This is a genomic window from Paraburkholderia fungorum, from assembly GCF_003610895.1.
Classification (GTDB): Bacteria; Pseudomonadota; Gammaproteobacteria; order Burkholderiales; family Burkholderiaceae; genus Paraburkholderia; species Paraburkholderia fungorum_B.
The window spans coordinates 81,748-99,308 of the sequence record NZ_MCAS01000013.1 but is presented as its reverse complement, the minus strand read 5'-3'; the positions used below and the strand labels follow the sequence as shown (position 1 = coordinate 99,308).

Sequence of the window (17,561 nt, the reverse complement as noted above, 5' to 3'; positions counted from 1 at the left end):
GCGAATTCACGTTCTGGAACATCGGCTAGCAAGCGCGATAAAGCTCGCGGCTGTTGGCGAACTCGGTGAGACCGAATTACACCTGGATGGTAACGACGGTTATTTGTATATGTACGGCCCTGATTCAGATCGACTGTATGTGGTGGTAAGTCCCATCCTGAAATCGTCCAGACTCATGACGGACGCAGAAGTCACGAAGTGGTATGGTTCCCGCACCGAAACGTTCGTGATACACCGAAGCGGCGTGCGATAGCGGCGCGACTTTCGAACTCGCCAGTAGCGAGCGAGTGAAGATTGGTTCGGACCGGGTTCGGCCAGAATGAGACATTTGACGCTCCTTCGTAAATCGTCGACGATTTGTCTCTAGTTGAGGCCGGACGCCGAAGCGCGGCAGTGTCCCCATCAAGACCATACCCACAGGGCAACTACTGATGAGTGACCCTATCAGCGTTTTATCGAACGGCACTCTTTCTGTCTGGATGGGAAGTGGCCGTCGTTATCACCATTATTCAGGTGTTGATCTGGTATTTCTCCGACAACGATCTGCCGACCTGGTTCGAGAAGTGTGCATTTGGAAAATCGCCCAACAGTCCGCCTTGCGGCGCTGGCAAGCAGCACGAAGAGTTTGAGAAGGCATTAGCGTCGGTCGGTTTGCACGCGAGCGAGGGCATAGAATGATTACTGAAGCAGCAAAGACACCGGCGACACAGCTATTGCGTGGAAGCATCAACAATTTGCGCAAGTCACGCCGAAGTCAGGATTTTTTCTTCACCAACGCAGATCGCGAAAAGATGGGCGCGACAGCGATCGCCGCGGGGCTCGCTGGACTAGGCGGCATTGCTACGGGTCTCGCCGGTATGGCAACGGACACCCGGGAGGAAGCCGATCTGCTGGAATTCGAACTCGATGGCAAGCCCATCAAGGCGTGGGTATGGTCCTCGGTATTCAAGGAAGGGGATGAAGTGGAAGTGGTTGTCGAGCGACTCGGCGACACCTGGCAGGCGTTTGGCTTACGCCGGCTCAACGACAAGATCGTGGCCCTTCACCCTCATTGCAGCAGGGGGCGCTACGCGCACTACAAGAATACGATCCGGTGGTGGATCATCATCAGTGCGATTCTGATTTTAACCGGTGGGATTATCACGTCCGGCTTCTCCCTTTTTGACGACGGCATCAAGGCGGCCCTATCGATGTTAATGTTCTTCGTACTCGTCGTGGGAAGCGGCTTTCTGGTGATTTCCGGCTTTATCGCGTACCGGATGGCAAGCAAGATGATGGGATTTGTGCAATTGGCCGAGGGGATTTTTCAAGCCTTCGGCTGGAATGACGTCAAGAACATTGATCTACCTGCGATCACGAAGAAGAGCAAACAGCCGGGCGATCCCGGCGCGCTGGGCGTGCTGTATTTCCGCTATTGACGACATTACCGCTGACAGACGTCAAGCCGAACGTCATCATTGAGGGCGATGAATTGATGCCGCCTGTATCTGAGCCGTCGGCACTCGTTCTGCTCGATAGCGAACGGCCGTTATGGAGAAAGCTGAGGGACCGCTCAGGGTCGATTTCTGCCGGTTGGTTTTGTCGCTGCTGGATTGATCAAGCGAAAAAAAAGCCCCGCAAATGCAGGGCTTTTTCGTGTCGCGTTAGCAGAAATTTTCTCTGGGTCGGAGCTGGCGAACAAGCGCCCGCTCACCACATCGGCGCAAACGCCCCGCCATTCCGCGCATTTACCCAATATGGTAGATCGGGGGCGGCTCCTGCCAGAGGAAACAGTCGGCATCGGTCACGCTAGCACAGAGTCAATATCAACTGATGTCCTTCGTCCTGCACGCTCAAAAAATCGACTGCCCGGTAAGCGTGGTCAACTGTTCCAATGCCCGGCCGCCGACAAGGGAGTTTCCGTTTGCGTCGAGCCCAGGCGACCACACGCAGACCGCCATTTCCCCAGGCAACACCGCAACAATCCCGCCGCCGACGCCGCTCTTGGCTGGCAAGCCGACGCGAAAGACGAAGTCGCCGGCGGCGTCGTAGGTGCCGCAGGTCAGCATCAAGGCCGATAGACGCTTGGTCGAACTGCTGTCGAGGATGCGCTCCCCGGTTGACGGCACCACGCCGCCGTTACTCAGAAATAGCGCCGCCTTGGCCAGCTCGACGCAGCTCATCGAAATCGCACACTGCCGGCAATAGGCGTCGACCACCGCGTGGACGGGCATTTCCATGTTGCCGAAGCTCGCCATGAAGTGCGCCATCGCCTGGTTGCGGTGCGCATGTTGCAGCTCCGACTGCGCGACGCGCAAATCGTAGTCGATCGTGATCTCGCCGGTGAGCCGCCGCATATATTCCACCAGCGCCGTCTCGGCCTGCACGAAGCGGCGGCACAGCACGTCGGTGACGACCAGTGCCCCCGCGTTGATGAACGGATTGCGCGGTTTGCCGCGCTCGCTTTCGAGTTGGACGAGCGAATTGAACGCGGTGCCCGACGGCTCCCGCCCGACGCGCTCCCACAGTGCATCGCCGAGCAACTGGAACGCGAGGGTGCAGGCGAATAGCTTGGAAATACTCTGAATGGAAAAGCGCGTGTCGGCGGCGCCGGTACGGAACACGTCGCCCGAAACCGTGACGATCGCCATGCCGAAACTTTCGGCCGGGACGTTCGCGAGTTCGGGGATGTAATCGGCGACCCTGCCGGCGCCCAGGTAAGGCTGCAGATCGCGGTGAATCTGTTCGAGGATGGATGCGTAGTTCATTGGGCTCGGACCGTTGAAGCCGCGATTCTACTGGCATCCTGAGGCGAATTCGAGAGGTGCTGGCGTGAGCGCACGCACGGCAGCGCCGTCGCCGGAAAAATCAGTGCGCGCCCGCGGCACCCGGTCCGCCACCGCCCTTGGCCGGCTTCGTAATCCAGATCAGCGGAATGATCAGGATAAAAATGATCGCCGACACGTAGAAGATGTCGTTCAGGCCCATCATCGCGGCCTGGGTGTTCACCGTGAAATCGAACAGCGCGTGCGCCGACTGCGGATTCAACTGCAGCAGCGACTGGGTCGCGTCGATCTGCTGGTTGAATAGCGGATTGTTGATGCTGGCCTGCTCGGTAAGCCGTGCATGGTGCAGCACGGTGCGGTTATTCCACTCGTTGCCGGCGATCGAGGTGCCCACCGCACCGCAGAACACCCGTGCGAAATTCGACAGGCCGGCGGCCGCCGGAATCTTGTTCGGTGGCTGCCCGGAGAGAATGATCGCCGTCAGCGGCACGAAGAAAAGCGCCATCGGAATGCCTTGCAGCAGCGTGGGCAGCACGAGGTGCCACGTGTCGATTTCGATCACGTACTTCGAGCGCATATAGAACACGATCGCAAAGCCGACAAACGCGAGCGTCGCGATGATGCGTGCGTCCGAGCGCGGCAGCACGCGGCCCATCACCGGCGCGAGAATCACCGCAAACACGCCGAGCGGCGCGGTAACGAGGCCGGCATCCACGGAGCGGTAGTTCAGATACTCCTGCATCCATTGCGGCAGCAGCACCAGGTTGCCGAAGAACACGCCGTACGCCACTGAAATCGCAATCGTGCCGCCGAGAAAATTGCGCTGCTTGAATAGCCGCAAATCGACGATCGGATTTTCCTCGGTCAATTCCCACACGAGGAAAAACGCGAAACTGATCAACGCGGTGATGCCGAGAATCAGGATCACCGGCGACGAGAACCAGTCGAGATCCTTGCCCTTGTCGAGCATGATCTGCAGCGACGCCACCCACGTAACCAGCAGGCCTAGCCCGACCACGTCGATCGGCGGCTTGCGGGTCGCCGATTCGCGCGTGCGATAGATCATCCACGTGACGCCGGCCGCGAAAATACCCACCGGAATATTGATGTAGAAGATCCACGACCAGCTATAGCTATCCGTGATCCAGCCGCCGAGCGCGGGGCCCGCAATCGGGCCGACGGTAGCCGTCATGGCCCACAACGCGAGCGCGGTCGAGGATTTCTCCTTCGGATACGAGCCGAGCAGAATGGCTTGCGAGAGCGGAATCAGCGGGCCGGCCACTGCGCCCTGAAACACCCGCGCGATCAGCAGGATCGGCAGCGTGGGCGCAATGCCGCACAACCACGAAGCCAGCACGAACATCAGAATCGCGCCGACGAACAGCTTGACCTGGCCGATGCGTTGCGTGAGCCAGCCAGTCAGCGGAATCGAGACGGCATTGGCCGCGGCGAACACGGTGATGACCCACGTGCCTTCATCGACCGAGACGCCGAGGTTGCCCGAAATGGTTGGAATCGCAACGTTCGCAATCGACGTGTCCAGCACGTTCATGAAGGTGGCGAGCGCGACGGCGATGGTCGCCAGAACCAGTTTGCCGCCTTGCAGCGGCGGCGGTGGTGCCGGTGGCGTGGCCGCAGGTGAGGAAGAGGGCTGGCTCAAAACGATTCTCCGGATTGCGGTGCGACGGATGTTTGAAACAACGTGAGTCACTGCCCAGGCAATCAGCCAGGCGGCCGGTCGCAAGCTGAGAAAAGCATACCTGTATTCACGTTCTGGCGTCGTCGAGCCATGCAGATCCGACGGCAGGAACCGATCCGGCAGCGTATGCTCCCGGCTGAGGCGCCGCGGAGAATCGCTCTTTGCCGCCAGGCTGGCCGTGCGCGGAAACACGAACCGAAAGTACAGCGAATACAGAGAGAGGGTCTGACTATGGCATGGGAGCAATTCGAACACGGCTGGCGGCGCGCGCCGGCGACAGCGCCGGCGAGAGCGCTGGTGGTGCTGATGCATGGTGTGGGCAGCAATGCGCGCGATCTGATGCCGCTCGCGGACATCTGGAGCGAGAGCCTGCCGGAGGTGGCGTTCACCTCGCTGGACGGTACCGACGCCTTCGACGGCGGCTTTGGCGGGCGCCAATGGTTCAGCCTGCGCGATGTCAACGAAGGCAATCGCGAGACCCGTGTCGCTGCCGCCTACCCGGCGTTGCGACGCGTGCTCGAGGCGGAACTGGCCCACTGGCAGCTTCCTTTCGATCGCCTTGCGCTGGTCGGCTTCTCACAGGGCTCGATCATGGCGATGCATCACGTGGCGACAAGCGCGGAAGGTGCTGCCGCCGTCGTCGCGTATTCGGGGCGGCTCGCCTCGGTGATCGTCGCGCGCAACGGCACGCCGCTCACGCTCGTGCATGGCGAGGAAGACGAAGTGATTCCGGTAGCGGAGCTGGAATACGCCGCGGAGGCATTCAGCAGCGCCGGCTACGCGGTCGATGCCTATGCTTTGCCCGGTATTGGTCACACGATTAACGCGGACGGTGTTGAGCTCGGCAAGCAGGCGCTGGAGCATGGTTTGGGCGGTTTGTTGCGCGACTGACTCGCCCAGAATTAAAAAGTGGCCCTAAAGATTCTGATTTGCTTGCCGTTAACTGCTCATTGGTATGAAAATCACCCCCGCCGCGCGGATTGCGCAACGCCCGCCTGGGCGTGCCAAGCGGTTCGGGTAACCGGGGGCGCATTTTCAGACTGCCCATTCAGGGCGGATAACGACACATCAGAGCCTTCCTATGGCCAGACCGACGCCGCATTACCCGATATTTGATCGACTGTTCCGTCATTCCGTGGCGGTGGACCTCGGCACGGCCAATACCCTTATCTATACCGACAACGGCGGCATCGTGCTGAACGAGCCGTCTGTCGTGGCGTTCCAGAAACAGTCCGGCGCCGGGCAAAAACGCGTGGCGGCCGTGGGCACCGAAGCGCGCCAGCTGCTCGGCCGCGCGCCGGGCAACGTCGAAGCCGTGCGGCCGATGCGCCATGGCGTGATCGCCAATTTTTCCGCAGCCGAGCAGATGATCCGGCAATTCGTCGATATGGCGCGCCCGCGGCCGCTGTTCAGCCGGCGTGCCGCCTTTACCCTGTGCGTGCCGGCGGGCGCGACCCAGGTCGAGCGTCGCGCGATCAAGGAAGCCGCGGTGGCGGCCGGCGCATGGAAGGTCAGTCTGATCGGCGAATCGCTGGCCTCGGCGGTCGGTGCGGGCCTGCCGGTTTCGGATGCAGTCGGCTCGATGGTGGTCGACATCGGCGGGGGCACGACCGAAGTCGGCGTGATCTCGCTCGGCGGCCTCGCCTATAGCGGCTCGGTTCGCGTGGGCGGCGACAGTTTCGACATGGCAATCGTCAGTTACGTGCGCAGCCTGTATGGCGTGCTGCTTGGTGAGCAAACCGCCGAACACGTCAAAAAGGGTATTGGTTCAGCCGTGCGCGACGTGCCGCTCGAACATATGAATGCAACCGGGCGCAGCGTCGACGACGGCCTGCCGCGTACCGTTCAGTTGAGCAACCACGATATCGCCGATGCGATCGAAGGTCCGCTGCGTCAGGTGATCGGCGCGGTGAAACGCGCGCTTGAAACGGCGCCGGCCGAATTGGTGACCGATATCGCGCACAGCGGCATCGTGCTGACTGGCGGCGGCGCGCTGCTCGGCAATCTGGGCCGCCGCCTGACCCACGAACTCGGGCTCGAAGTCTGCGTCGCCGATGAACCGCTCACTTGCGCGGTGCGCGGTGCGGGCGCGGCCGTTGCCGCCGGTTTGCTCGACGACAGCGCCTACGAGTGATCTGATTCGGCACAAGTCGCGGCACGTCCCTCGAACGAGCCTCGGCGGATATTCAACGTCTGTGTGACAATACGATTCGCATCCCAATTTCAGGGATGCGAACTCGCTTTCTTCTCCGAATCCATTTCTAGCCGGTGCCGCTGACAGGTTCAGCCGCGGCCGCGCTGTCTGTGAACCACCTGTGAATCAATCCGTTTCCGCTTCGTCCTCTTCCGCATCCCCGTCTTTTATCGAGTTGCATAGCGGCCTGCGCATGCCCTACGTGGAAGCCGGGGAGGGTGAACTGCTGCTGTTCGTGCACGGCTCGCTGTGCGATTACCGCTATTGGCAACCGCAATTGGCGGGTTTGTCGAAGCAATACCGCTGCGTTTCGGTGAGTCTCACGCATTACTGGCCCGTGACGGATAGCGAGCCTGACCAGCCGTTCAGCTGGAGCGAACATGCGGACGACGTGGCTGAATTCATCGATCGGTTCGGCGCCGGGCCGGCGCACGTAGTGGGCCATTCGCGTGGCGGCTGCGTGGCATTTCATTTCGCGCGGCGTCACCCGCAGTACGTGCGCACCTTGACGCTTGCCGACCCGGGCGGCCCGTTGCAGATTGCCGGCCGGCCGCCGGCGAGTCTGCCGGAGACCGTCAACGCATTGCGTGCGAAGGCCGCGCAATTGATCGAAACAGGGGAGGTGGAGGCGGGCTTGCAGCTGTTCGTCGATTCGGTGAGCCGGCCCGGTTTCTGGGCGATGAGCACGCCGGGTTTTCGCAGGATGGCGACCGACAACGCTCACACGCTTGCGCGTCAATTTCGCGACCCGTTGCCGGCTTATGTACCCGAGCAGGCAGCCGAGGTGCGTTGCCCGGTCTTGCTGATCGACGGTGAGAAGAGTCCCGACATGTTTCGCCGCACGGCGACGGCGCTGCAAACATGGCTGCCGGATTCGCGCCGCGAGACGGTGCGCGGCGCTTCGCACGGGATGAATCTCGCGCATCCGGCAGCGTTCAATCGCTACGTCGACGAATTCATTCGCTCAATGGACGTTTGATAAGCGCGCGACGACCGCCTGGTGCCCGCCTGAGAGGCTGGGCACTCGCAATTGATCAAGGGATGCGGTTCAGGCCTTGCGATGCGCGTCTTTATCGAGCGCGTGTTCTGCAGCTTCGCCAACGAGGCCGTGGTAATACAGATGCACGCCGATCGCGAGGGAGTCGTTGCGAATCTCGTGGAACGCTTTCCATGCTTTCACGGGGTCTTTGAAGAGCAGATAGTGCGCTTCCTGCGCGATCAGATCCGCGACTTCATGCAGGCCATGGCCGTGCAGGACATTCACGAGTGCGTCGAGACTGTGATGGGTACGCGCGTCGGTGCGCGGATAAAGCATGTGCAGCACCGCCACGTTTTGCGCCGTGAGTGCCGCCGACAACGCCACGACGATGTCCTGGTGATTCAGTGCGGTGACGATGTTGTCTTCGTTGTGGACGTGATCCGGAAACAGCATTTCGAGCGAGGCGTTCATCTGGTCCTTCCTGTTCTTCTGGCTGATTAAAAAGGCCCACCGTAGAACGGCGGGCCAAAGACAGCGATGTGTTCGCAGGGGAAGCAAAACACGGATTCAGTATGGCAGAGCAGCGTGGCTTGTGCAGCTTGACTGCCGCAAAACATTGTTGCAGTAAGCGCGCTAACTTTCATTTGGCTGGCAACGTTGTTGAGCGGGTGCAGCATTTTTTCGAGCTGCGTACTTTCCGTTTGTTGCTGCGTGTTTCAGGCTGTTTCAGGCGATGGCGCTTGTTTTTTGGTCAATGAATGTTGCGCCAGTCGAGATGGATTGTTGCGGCCAATCGACGCAATCAAAGCCTCTTCGGACCGTAGAATGCGAAGCGGAGCCTGAGCATGCCAAGCGGTGATCCGATGATCGAGCATGCCGGCATGTGTGCGATGTGAAAGTAAAAGGAACGTGTAGATGAACTCGAAGACACACGCAACGCTGAGCTTTTCCGACAGCGATCAAACGATTGATTTGCCCATTTACCAGGGCACGCTCGGGCCGGACGTCATCGACATTCGCAAGCTGTACGGCCAGACTGGCAAGTTCACGTACGACCCGGGCTTCATGTCCACGGCGGCATGCAATTCCGAAATCACGTATATCGACGGTGACAAAGGCGAGCTGCTGTATCGCGGTTATCCGATCGACAATCTGGCGCAAAACGCCGACTTCCTTGAAACCTGCTATTTGCTGCTGAAGGGCGAATTGCCGAATGCGCAGCAGAAGGAAGAGTTCGTCACCACGGTTACACAGCACACGATGGTGCATGAGCAGATGCACTTCTTCTTCCGCGGTTTCCGCCGTGACGCGCACCCGATGGCGATTCTGGTGGCGGCAGTTGGCGCATTGTCGGCGTTCTATCACGACTCGCTCGACATCAACAATCCGCAGCACCGGGACGTATCCGCGATCCGCATGATTGCGAAGCTGCCGACGTTGGTGGCGATGGCGTACAAGTACACCGTGGGTCAGCCTTTTGTTTATCCGAAGAACGACTTGTCGTACAGCGCGAACTTCATGCGGATGATGTTTGCCAATCCGGCGGAAGAGTACGAAGTGAACGATGTGCTGGTGCGCGCGCTGGATCGCATTCTGATTTTGCATGCGGATCACGAGCAGAATGCGTCGACCTCGACGGTGCGCCTCGCGGGTTCGTCGGGTGCCAATCCGTTTGCTTGCATTGCAGCGGGCATTGCGTGTTTGTGGGGCCCGGCGCATGGTGGCGCGAATGAAGCGGCTTTGAACATGCTGGAGGAGATTGGTTCGGTCGACAACATTCCTGAGTTCATCGCGAAGGTGAAGGACAAGAACTCGGGTGTGAAGCTGATGGGGTTCGGTCACCGCGTCTACAAGAATTACGATCCGCGTGCGAAGCTGATGCGTGAGACCTGCCATGAAGTGCTGGAAGAGCTGGGACTGCATGACGACCCGCTGTTCAAGCTTGCCATGGCGCTTGAGAAGATCGCTCTTGAGGACGAGTACTTTGTTTCGCGCAAGCTGTATCCGAATGTCGATTTTTACTCGGGTATCGTGCAGCGGGCGCTTGGGATTCCGACTGCGATGTTTACGTGTATTTTTGCTATGGCTCGGACGGTTGGATGGATTGCGCAGTGGAATGAGATGATTGCCGATCCGGAGCAGAAGATTGGGCGGCCGCGGCAGTTGTTTGTTGGGGAGAGTCAGCGGGAGGCTCGGCCGCTTGCCAGGCGGTAGAGGTTTGGCCTTTTCTTGCTCTGGCTTCTTTGGCCTTTCCTTGTTGTGTTAGTGGTTTATTAGTGTTGCCCCTGTGCGGGGCGGCACTTACTTTCTTTGCCGCCGCAAAGAAAGATAAGCAAAGAAAGCGGCTCACACCGCCAGCCCATAAGTGGGTCCCCCGCACAGCTACGGTAGTGGTGCATCTGGAATCTGTGTCCTCGCACACTCCGCGTGGGTGACACAGCAGTCATACTTCCGGCGGCGCTGCGCGCGCCGATGCGCAGTTCATAAAACCACCCACCACGCGCTCGCTCCCTCCGTTCGCCCCGTTCCCAGATCGTCGTTGCATCACCACGTTGGCACAACCACGGCAGCCGTCGTGCAGCGAATACAGCGAATACAGCGAAAGCAGCGAAAGCAGCGAAAGCAGCGAAAGCAGCCAATGCAGCCAATGCAGCCAATGCAGCCAATGCAGCCAATGCAGCCAATGCAGCGCATCGACATTTCATTTGAGGTGGGGTTCACCGATGAGTGCGAAAGCATTTCGCCGAGGCGAAGCCGATGGCTCTCGCTGCGCGAAGCGAAACCGCTGGTTTCCCTGGCAGACCCATCCGCGACGCACGCAGTGCGGAGTGGGAGCTGATGAGCCCTGTGCCGCTAACGCGAAGTGTGCGAGAACACGGATTCCAGATGCACCACTACCGTAGCTGCGCGGGGGACCCGCTTATGAGCTGGCGGTGTGAGCCGCTTTCTTTGCTTATCTTTCTTTGCGGCGGCAAAGAAAGTAAGTGCCGCCCCGCACAGGGGCAACACCAATAGACCACTAACAAAACCAGGAAAGGCCAACGCCGCGGGCGCACAGACAGAAAAGACCACGAACAAAACCAGGAAAGGCCAACGCCGCAGGCGTACAGACAGAACAGACCACGAACAAACCAAGAAAACCCCAACGCCGCAGGCAACCAAACAACCAAAACACCAAGCATCCCCTCCCGCAGGGAAAACAAAAACCCCAAACCCGAAACTCCCATGTGATAAGTTCGTCTGACGCGTGCAGACCTTCTACAATCGGAAACGACCGCGCAGCCCCGGCTGCCAGCCGAACCACGAAAGCGAACATCACAGGAGCGACCCTGATGCAGCAGCCAGAAGCCCTCGGCGGCCTGTCCCACTCGGGTGGAATCGATCACCACGAACCCGAGCCGGACGGCGCATTCATTCCGACGGAAAATCTCAACGTCGCGAGCGCGACCCAGCATGTGCTGAAGTCTGGCGACACCTTCATCGTCAACGACCCCCTCGGCGATATCACCGGCCATGACGACGGCCTGTTCGTCAACGACACCCGCGTTCTCTCCGCACTGCGCCTCACCTTCGGCGGCCGCGCGCCGTCGCTGCTGTCAGGCAGCGTCAGCAGCGACAACACGTCGTTCACCGCGCATCTGACCAATCGCCCGCTGCCGCCGCTCGGCGGCGACAGCACGCCGGAAGGCGTGATCCACGTCGAACGGGTGCGCGTGCTCTCGGGCACCGTGCTCAACGAAGCCATTGAACTCACCAACTACGGCACGAGCGATGCAGTCGTGCCGCTGTCGATTTCCTTTGCCAGCGATTTCCGTGACATGTTCGAAGTTCGCGGGCTCAAGCGCGACAAACAGGGCCGTGTCGAACCCGCGCGTGTCGAGAACCGCGAGGTGCTGCTCGGTTATATCGGTCTCGATGACGTGGCGCGCAATGTGCAGATCGCCTTCTCGCCGGAACCGGACAAGCTCTTCGCCGATCGCGCGGATTACACCGTGAAACTGCCGGCGCAAGCGTGCGTGTCGATTTATCTGTCTGTCTCGGTGCAGGTAGTTCCGCAGGCCGACAAGCCGGCCGCGGGCGTCGCACAACCCACGCACGCAGTGAGTGAAGCCCATCTGTCGCAAATCGACGCGGAGCGCCCGCGCGTCGGGCGCGCTGCGGTGCGCGCGGCTCTCGTCGACGCCCACCTGGTGATGCGGGAACGGCGCCGCGTCACGGCGCGCGTGCGTTCGAGCAATCCGCTGTTCAACGCGTGGATCGACCGGTCGCTGGCCGACCTCGGTCTGCTGACGACCGATCTCGCCACGGGGCCGTACCCCTACGCAGGCATCCCGTGGTTCTCCACGCCGTTCGGGCGCGACGCCGTCATCACGTCGTTGCAGACGCTGTGGCTGCAACCGACTCTCGCCGCAGGCGTGCTGCGTTTTCTCGCCGAACATCAGGCGCGCGAGAATTCGCCGTTTCGCGACGCCGCGCCCGGCAAGATCATGCACGAGATGCGCAAGGGCGAAATGGCCGCCACCGGCGAAGTGCCGTTCGCGCTGTACTACGGCGGCGTCGACACGACGCCGCTGTTCATCGTGCTGGCCGGCGCCTATGCGGCCCGCACGAATGACCTCGCGCTGATCGACGAGTTGTGGCCGGCGCTGGAACGTGCGGCGCAATGGGTGGCGGGCGTGTGCGACAAGAACCGCTATGGTCTGCTGGACTATCAGCGCGAGTCCGATGGCGGCCTCGCCAACCAGGGCTGGAAAGACAGCCACGATTCGGTCTTCCACGCCGACGGCCGTTTCCCCGACGGTCCGGTCGCGCTCGTCGAAGTGCAGGCCTATGCGAGCGCCGCGTTCGACACGATGGCTCACTTCGCCAAGCTGCGCGGCCTGCACGATCAGGCAAAGCAGTACAGCGAGCGCGCGAAGAAAATCCGTCAGTGCGTCGAAGAAAAGTACTGGATGGAAGAGTCCGGCTTCTATGGCATCGCGCTCGACGGCCACGGCGAACTGTGCCGCGTCATGGCGTCGAATGCGGGCCACCTGCTGGCCTTCGGTCTGCCCTCGCGCGAGCGTGGCGAAGCGGTGGTGCGCGCGCTCGACTCCACGCTGTTCCACACCGGCTGGGGCGTGCGTACGCTGGCCGCGAGCCAGGCGCGCTTCAACCCCATGGCGTACCACAACGGCTCGGTCTGGCCGCATGACAACGCGCTCTGTGCACGTGGCCTGTCGCACTATGGCGGCAAGGCGGCGGCCGTGCGGTTGCTGCAGGCGTTATTCCAGGCGGCGGTCAATTTCGACATGCGCCTGCCCGAGCTGTTCTGCGGTTTCCCGCGGCGGCGCGGCGAGCCGCCTACCGCCTATCCGGTCGCCTGTCTGCCGCAAGCATGGGCGGCGGGTTCGCCGTTCATGATGCTCGAAGCCTGTTTGGGCATCACGATCGATGCCGAGCGGCGCGAAGTCGTGATCGAACAGCCCATGCTGCCCGAGGGCATCGACTGGCTCGAAGTCGGCGATCTGAAGGTGGGCGACTCGTCCGTGTCGATCACGTTCCGGCGCATCGGCGACAAAGTGGTCGCGTCGGCCGAGCAGGGCGACGTGCGGGTGGTCGCGCTTCTTTAAATCCGCGCCTTGGCGGGGCATGAGGCGCACGCTGGAAGTTCTGTTGGCTGCGAGGCACCGGGTGGTAACATTTGTTGTCATCCTTATCGGCCGTTCACCCGGACCATCGCATGCCAGACAGTTTTGACCAGCTTGCCGCCCTGATCCGGGCGCGCTTCTCCGAACTGAGTCCGCAGTTCCAGATGGGCGCAGCGTTCCTGCTCGACCATCCCGACGAAGTCGCGGTCTCGTCAATGCGCAAAGTGGCCGAGCGGGCGCAAGTGCAACCGGCCTCGCTGGTGCGCCTGTCGCAACAGTTGGGTTTTCCCGGCTGGAACGAATTGCGCAACCTGTTCGTCGCGCGCGTGCGCACGCGGCCCGAGCCGCTCACGAGCCGCGCGCGCTCGCTCGTCAAATCGAAAGATGCGCTCGCCAACGACCTGCTGGTCGCGCAACAACACAATCTTGAAGTCACCGCGGCGCATAACGGGCGCGTGATCGTGGAAGCGGCACGTGTGCTGCGGCGTGCGCCGCATGTGCATGTTGCGGGCTTTCGCTCCTGTTATGCCGTGGCGTTTGGCCTCGTCTATGGCTACCGCCTGTTCCGCCCGTCGGTGTCGCTGCTCAACGGCGAAGCCGGCACGCTCGAGATGCAACTGCGCACGGTGGAGCGAGACAGCGCCACCATCGTCATCAGTTTCGCGCCGTATTCTGTCGAAGCGGCGCGCGTAGCCGAGGCCGCGCTGGAAAAGGGCAGCAAGCTGATCGCGATCACGGACAGCGCGGTCTCGCCGATCGCGTTGAACGCCGACAAGGTGCTGATCTTTTCGCACGAAAGCCCGTCGTTCTTTCCTTCGCTGGTGGCGGCCACGGCGATTTCCGAATCGCTGGTCGCGCACCTGCTCGCGCTGGAAGGGGCAGGCGCGGTCGAACAACTCGGCATTGCCGAGCAATCGCTGCATGACAAGGGCGCCTACGTGCCTTGAGATTCGTCGTCTGAGTCAGACAGGTAGCCGGCGCGTTGCGCAGCGCCGCTGCGTTTGGTTCATCGTCACACCGTTTGACAACAAATGTTGTTTGGAAGTATAAATGCGTACCGATTGTTGAATGGGTGCGAGCCGTGATGTCGAAGCAGGAATTGAGTCTCTTTCAGGTGAGCGGTGAGCCGTATGACATCGGCTACCGGCTGGGCGAACTCGCGAGACCGGTATTCACCGAATACATGGAGCAAAGCATTGCGTGGCGGGCGGTCCGGCGCTGGCGCGGAAAGCCGTTCGTGCAGCAACTGCGCGATGCAGCCCGGGCGCATTTTCCGGCCTTGCTGAGCGAGCTCGACGGCATGGCGGCAGGACTCGGTTGGGCGGTGGAAGACCTCTTTCTGTGGAATTGCCGCGGCGAGTTGATTCACAACGCGCCGGACGGCTGCACGACGTTGGCCGCCGTAGAAGGCGATGCGCGTTTCATTGCCCACAATGAAGACGGCGATCCGTTTCTGCGCGAGCGTTGCGCGCTAGTCGAGGTTCACCCGGCCGGCAAGCCCGGCTTCGTGAGCTTCTACTACCCAGGATCGTTGCCGGGGCATACCTTCGCGGCCACCCGCGCTGGTCTCGTGCAAGCCATCAACAATCTGCGGATTCGCGTACCCGCAATTGGCGTGCCGCGAATGATTCTCGCGCGCGCGGTGCTCGATGCGGCTTCGCTCGATGAGGCGCTGCGCATTCTGCGCGACACACCGGCTGCGAGCGGTTTTCATCACACGCTCGGCGGTGCGGGCGACGAGCGTCTTCTGAGCGTAGAAGCCAGCGCGCGGCGATGCTCCGTGCAGACGGTAGCCACTATCGCAGGCCATGCCAATCATCTGATTCATCCGGGTTGCGAAGCCGAGGCGCAAATCGTCACGGATTCTTCGCGTGACAGGCAGGCTCGCGTCGAACACCTGTTGAGCACGCGCTCCGCGCCAACCAATCAGGCCGCCTTGCTCGGCGTGTTGCAGGATCGCGCACCCGAGGGCTTGCCGATCTACCGCGACGACCCGCTCGATCCCGACGACGAAAACACGCTTGCCACGGCGCTGTTCGACATCGGCAGCGACAGCGTATCGATGAAAGTTTATCGACAGGGTCAATGCGCATTCGATACGGTCATCGCACGTGAGCTGCCTGCGCAGCCTCGCGCCTGAGCGGCCGTCGCCAATACAAAGGAAAAGGAAACCATGTCCACCGTATTCCATCGCTCGCCGAAGCAGTCTCTGCCTGCGGCTGTTGCCGGCGACGGCATCGAAATCATCGATTCCACCGGCAAGCGCTATATCGACGCCTCGGGCGGCGCAGCCGTCTCGTGCCTCGGTCATAGCAATCAGCGCGTGATCGACGCGATCAAGCGTCAGGCGCAGCAATTACCGTATGCGCACACGTCGTTCTTCACGACCCAGGTTGCGGAAGAACTCGCCGACCGTCTGGTGGCGAGCGCGCCGCAAGGGCTCGAACACGTGTACTTCGTGTCGGGCGGCTCGGAAGCGATTGAGGCCACGCTGAAGCTGGCACGGCAGTACTTCGTCGAGAAGGGCGAATTGCAGCGCCGTCACTTCATCGCGCGGCGCCAGAGCTATCACGGCAATACGCTGGGGGCGCTCGCGATCGGCGGCAATGCGTGGCGGCGCGAGCCATTTCTGCCGATCCTGATCGAGGCGCATCACGTAAGCCCGTGTTACGCCTATCGCGAACAGCATGCCGATGAAACCGAAGAGCAGTTCGCGCAGCGTCTCGCGGATGAACTCGAACAGAAGATTCTTGAACTCGGCGCCGACACGGTGGCTGCATTCGTCGCCGAAACGGTAGTGGGCGCGACGGCCGGCGCCGTGCCGCCGGTGCGCGAGTATTTCCGCAAGATCCGCGCGGTGTGCGATCGCTACGGCGTGCTGCTGATTCTCGACGAAATCATGTCCGGCATGGGCCGCACGGGCTTCCTGTATGCCTGCGAGGAAGACGGCGTCGCGCCGGATATCCTGACCATCGCCAAGGGGCTCGGCGCCGGCTATCAGCCGATCGGCGCGACGCTGGTCAGCGACCGGATTTACCAGGCAATCGTCGGCGGCTCGGGCTTCTTTCAGCACGGACATACGTATATCGGCCATGCCACCGCTTGTGCTGCGGCGCTCGAAGTGCAGCGTGTGATCGCGGACGACCGGCTGCTGCCGAACGTACAGGCGCGTGGCGAGCAGTTGCGTGGCCGGCTGCGCGAGCACTACGCGCAGCATCCGCATATCGGCGACGTTCGCGGGCGGGGCCTCTTCGTCGGTGTGGAACTGGTGCAGGACCGCGCCACCAAGGCCCCGTTCGACGCCACGCTCAAACTGCACGCCGCGATCCGGCGCGAGGCTTTCGCGCGCGGGTTGATGGTGTATCCGATGGGCGGCACGGTCGACGGCAAGATCGGCGATCATGTGCTGCTGGCGCCGCCGTTTATCTGCACCGCGCGCGACATCGACGAGATCGTCAACCGTCTGACCGATGCGATTGAAGGCGCGCTGGGCGCCATCTGACACCCTTTCCATTCCTGCGAGATTTGCGATGACCGAGCGTTTGCCTCACTTCGAACTGTCCGATGCCACGCCCGAACAGAAGGCCGTGCTCGACGAAATCCTGTCGGGTCCGCGCGGCAATCTGAACGGGCCGTTTCTCGGCTGGATTCATAGTCCGGAGTTGGCGCAGCAGGCGCAACGGCTCGGCGCGTTCTGCCGCTATCGCACCGGCTTGCCGCTGCGCCTCTCGGAGCTGGCGATTCTGGTGACCGCGGCACGGTGGCAGGCGCAGGCCGAGTGGTACATCCACTATCCGATCGCTCTCGAAGCGGGCGTGGCCGAAGCGGATGCCGAGACGATCCGCCAGGGGCATCGGCCGTCTTTCGCCGATGCCGACGATGCCTTGATTCACGACTTCGCGAGCGAACTCTACGACACGAAGCGCGTCTCGGACGCCACTTACGCACAGGCGATCGCGCGCTTTGGCCATCAGGTGGTAATCAACCTGGTCGGTTTGCTCGGCTACTATGCTTTGGTGGCAATGACGCTGAACGTGTTCGACATGCGGGCCGTGGGGCAGGAGCGATTGCCGTTCGCCGAGTAGCGTCTGCAGCGCTTTTCACCCCGTATCCCGACGTTTCCGCCTCAAGGCGCCGCCGCCGCGATCTTCGCCGCGGCGGCGCTGTGCCTTCCAATGTCCTCCGCAATCCGCAATCCGCAATCCGCAATCCGCGAACCGCGAACCGCGAACCGCGACCGCGAACCGTAAGCTGGCGTCGTCACGACACTGGCACACGGAAGCGCCTATGATGA

At 61.6% G+C, this 17,561-nt stretch carries 14 protein-coding genes; 11 read left to right on the top strand and 3 right to left on the bottom strand.

Annotated elements, in window-relative coordinates; genetic code table 11:
* Window positions 1-486 precede the first annotated feature (486 nt).
* Window positions 487-678, top strand: coding sequence for a hypothetical protein (locus BCY88_RS15360; protein ID WP_259461408.1), 192 nt, complete (start codon window positions 487-489; stop codon window positions 676-678).
* A complete protein-coding gene (locus BCY88_RS15355; RefSeq protein WP_120345106.1) occupies window positions 675-1,418 on the top strand; it encodes a putative type VI secretion system effector in 744 nt (247 codons plus the stop codon). The genes BCY88_RS15360 and BCY88_RS15355 overlap by 4 nt, the downstream gene beginning before the upstream one ends.
* 414 nt (window positions 1,419-1,832) lie before the next feature.
* Here the strand turns inward: BCY88_RS15355 and BCY88_RS15350 are convergent, their stop codons facing one another.
* Both BCY88_RS15350 and BCY88_RS15345 read right to left on the bottom strand, forming a co-directional pair.
* Window positions 1,833-2,747, bottom strand: coding sequence for a glutaminase (locus BCY88_RS15350; protein ID WP_120345105.1), 915 nt, complete (start codon window positions 2,745-2,747; stop codon window positions 1,833-1,835).
* A gap of 100 nt (window positions 2,748-2,847) precedes the next feature.
* Entirely contained in the window at window positions 2,848-4,425 is a 1,578-nt protein-coding gene (locus BCY88_RS15345) for a DHA2 family efflux MFS transporter permease subunit (RefSeq protein ID WP_120345104.1), read from the bottom strand.
* A 270-nt stretch (window positions 4,426-4,695) separates the two neighbouring features.
* Here BCY88_RS15345 and BCY88_RS15340 point away from each other — a divergent pair, with 270 nt between their 5' ends.
* The 3 genes from BCY88_RS15340 to BCY88_RS15330 all read left to right on the top strand — a co-directional run bounded on the left by BCY88_RS15340 (window position 4,696) and on the right by BCY88_RS15330 (window position 7,637).
* Window positions 4,696-5,355: an alpha/beta hydrolase gene (locus tag BCY88_RS15340; protein ID WP_120345103.1), complete on the top strand. Its 660-nt coding sequence runs from the start codon at window positions 4,696-4,698 to the stop codon at window positions 5,353-5,355.
* A 190-nt stretch (window positions 5,356-5,545) separates the two neighbouring features.
* The gene (gene mreB / locus BCY88_RS15335; protein WP_120345102.1) at window positions 5,546-6,598 is read left to right on the top strand and encodes a rod shape-determining protein; all 1,053 of its coding nucleotides are present in this window, start codon (window positions 5,546-5,548) and stop codon (window positions 6,596-6,598) included.
* A gap of 253 nt (window positions 6,599-6,851) precedes the next feature.
* Entirely contained in the window at window positions 6,852-7,637 is a 786-nt protein-coding gene (locus BCY88_RS15330; protein WP_120345101.1) for an alpha/beta fold hydrolase, read from the top strand.
* A 69-nt stretch (window positions 7,638-7,706) separates the two neighbouring features.
* Here BCY88_RS15330 and BCY88_RS15325 read toward each other — a convergent pair whose 3' ends face one another.
* Window positions 7,707-8,108 carry a hypothetical protein gene (locus tag BCY88_RS15325; protein ID WP_120345100.1) on the bottom strand — a complete coding sequence of 134 codons (402 nt, stop codon included), beginning with the start codon at window positions 8,106-8,108 and terminating at the stop codon, window positions 7,707-7,709.
* A 444-nt stretch (window positions 8,109-8,552) separates the two neighbouring features.
* Here BCY88_RS15325 and gltA point away from each other — a divergent pair, with 444 nt between their 5' ends.
* The 6 genes from gltA (at window position 8,553) to BCY88_RS15295 (ending at window position 17,352) form a co-directional block, all read left to right on the top strand.
* Window positions 8,553-9,851, top strand: coding sequence for a citrate synthase (gene gltA / locus BCY88_RS15320; protein ID WP_120345099.1), 1,299 nt, complete (start codon window positions 8,553-8,555; stop codon window positions 9,849-9,851).
* 1,118 nt (window positions 9,852-10,969) lie between these two features.
* Window positions 10,970-13,249, top strand: coding sequence for an amylo-alpha-1,6-glucosidase (locus tag BCY88_RS15315; protein WP_120345098.1), 2,280 nt, complete (start codon window positions 10,970-10,972; stop codon window positions 13,247-13,249).
* A 110-nt stretch (window positions 13,250-13,359) separates the two neighbouring features.
* Window positions 13,360-14,214, top strand: a complete 855-nt coding sequence (locus tag BCY88_RS15310) for a MurR/RpiR family transcriptional regulator (protein WP_120345097.1) — start codon at window positions 13,360-13,362, stop codon at window positions 14,212-14,214.
* 137 nt (window positions 14,215-14,351) lie between these two features.
* Window positions 14,352-15,407 carry a C45 family autoproteolytic acyltransferase/hydrolase gene (locus BCY88_RS15305; protein WP_120345096.1) on the top strand — a complete coding sequence of 352 codons (1,056 nt, stop codon included), beginning with the start codon at window positions 14,352-14,354 and terminating at the stop codon, window positions 15,405-15,407.
* 33 nt (window positions 15,408-15,440) lie between these two features.
* Window positions 15,441-16,769 carry an aspartate aminotransferase family protein gene (locus BCY88_RS15300; protein WP_120345095.1) on the top strand — a complete coding sequence of 443 codons (1,329 nt, stop codon included), beginning with the start codon at window positions 15,441-15,443 and terminating at the stop codon, window positions 16,767-16,769.
* A 28-nt stretch (window positions 16,770-16,797) separates the two neighbouring features.
* Window positions 16,798-17,352, top strand: a complete 555-nt coding sequence (locus BCY88_RS15295) for a carboxymuconolactone decarboxylase family protein (protein WP_120345094.1) — start codon at window positions 16,798-16,800, stop codon at window positions 17,350-17,352.
* Window positions 17,353-17,561: the final 209 nt, after the last annotated feature.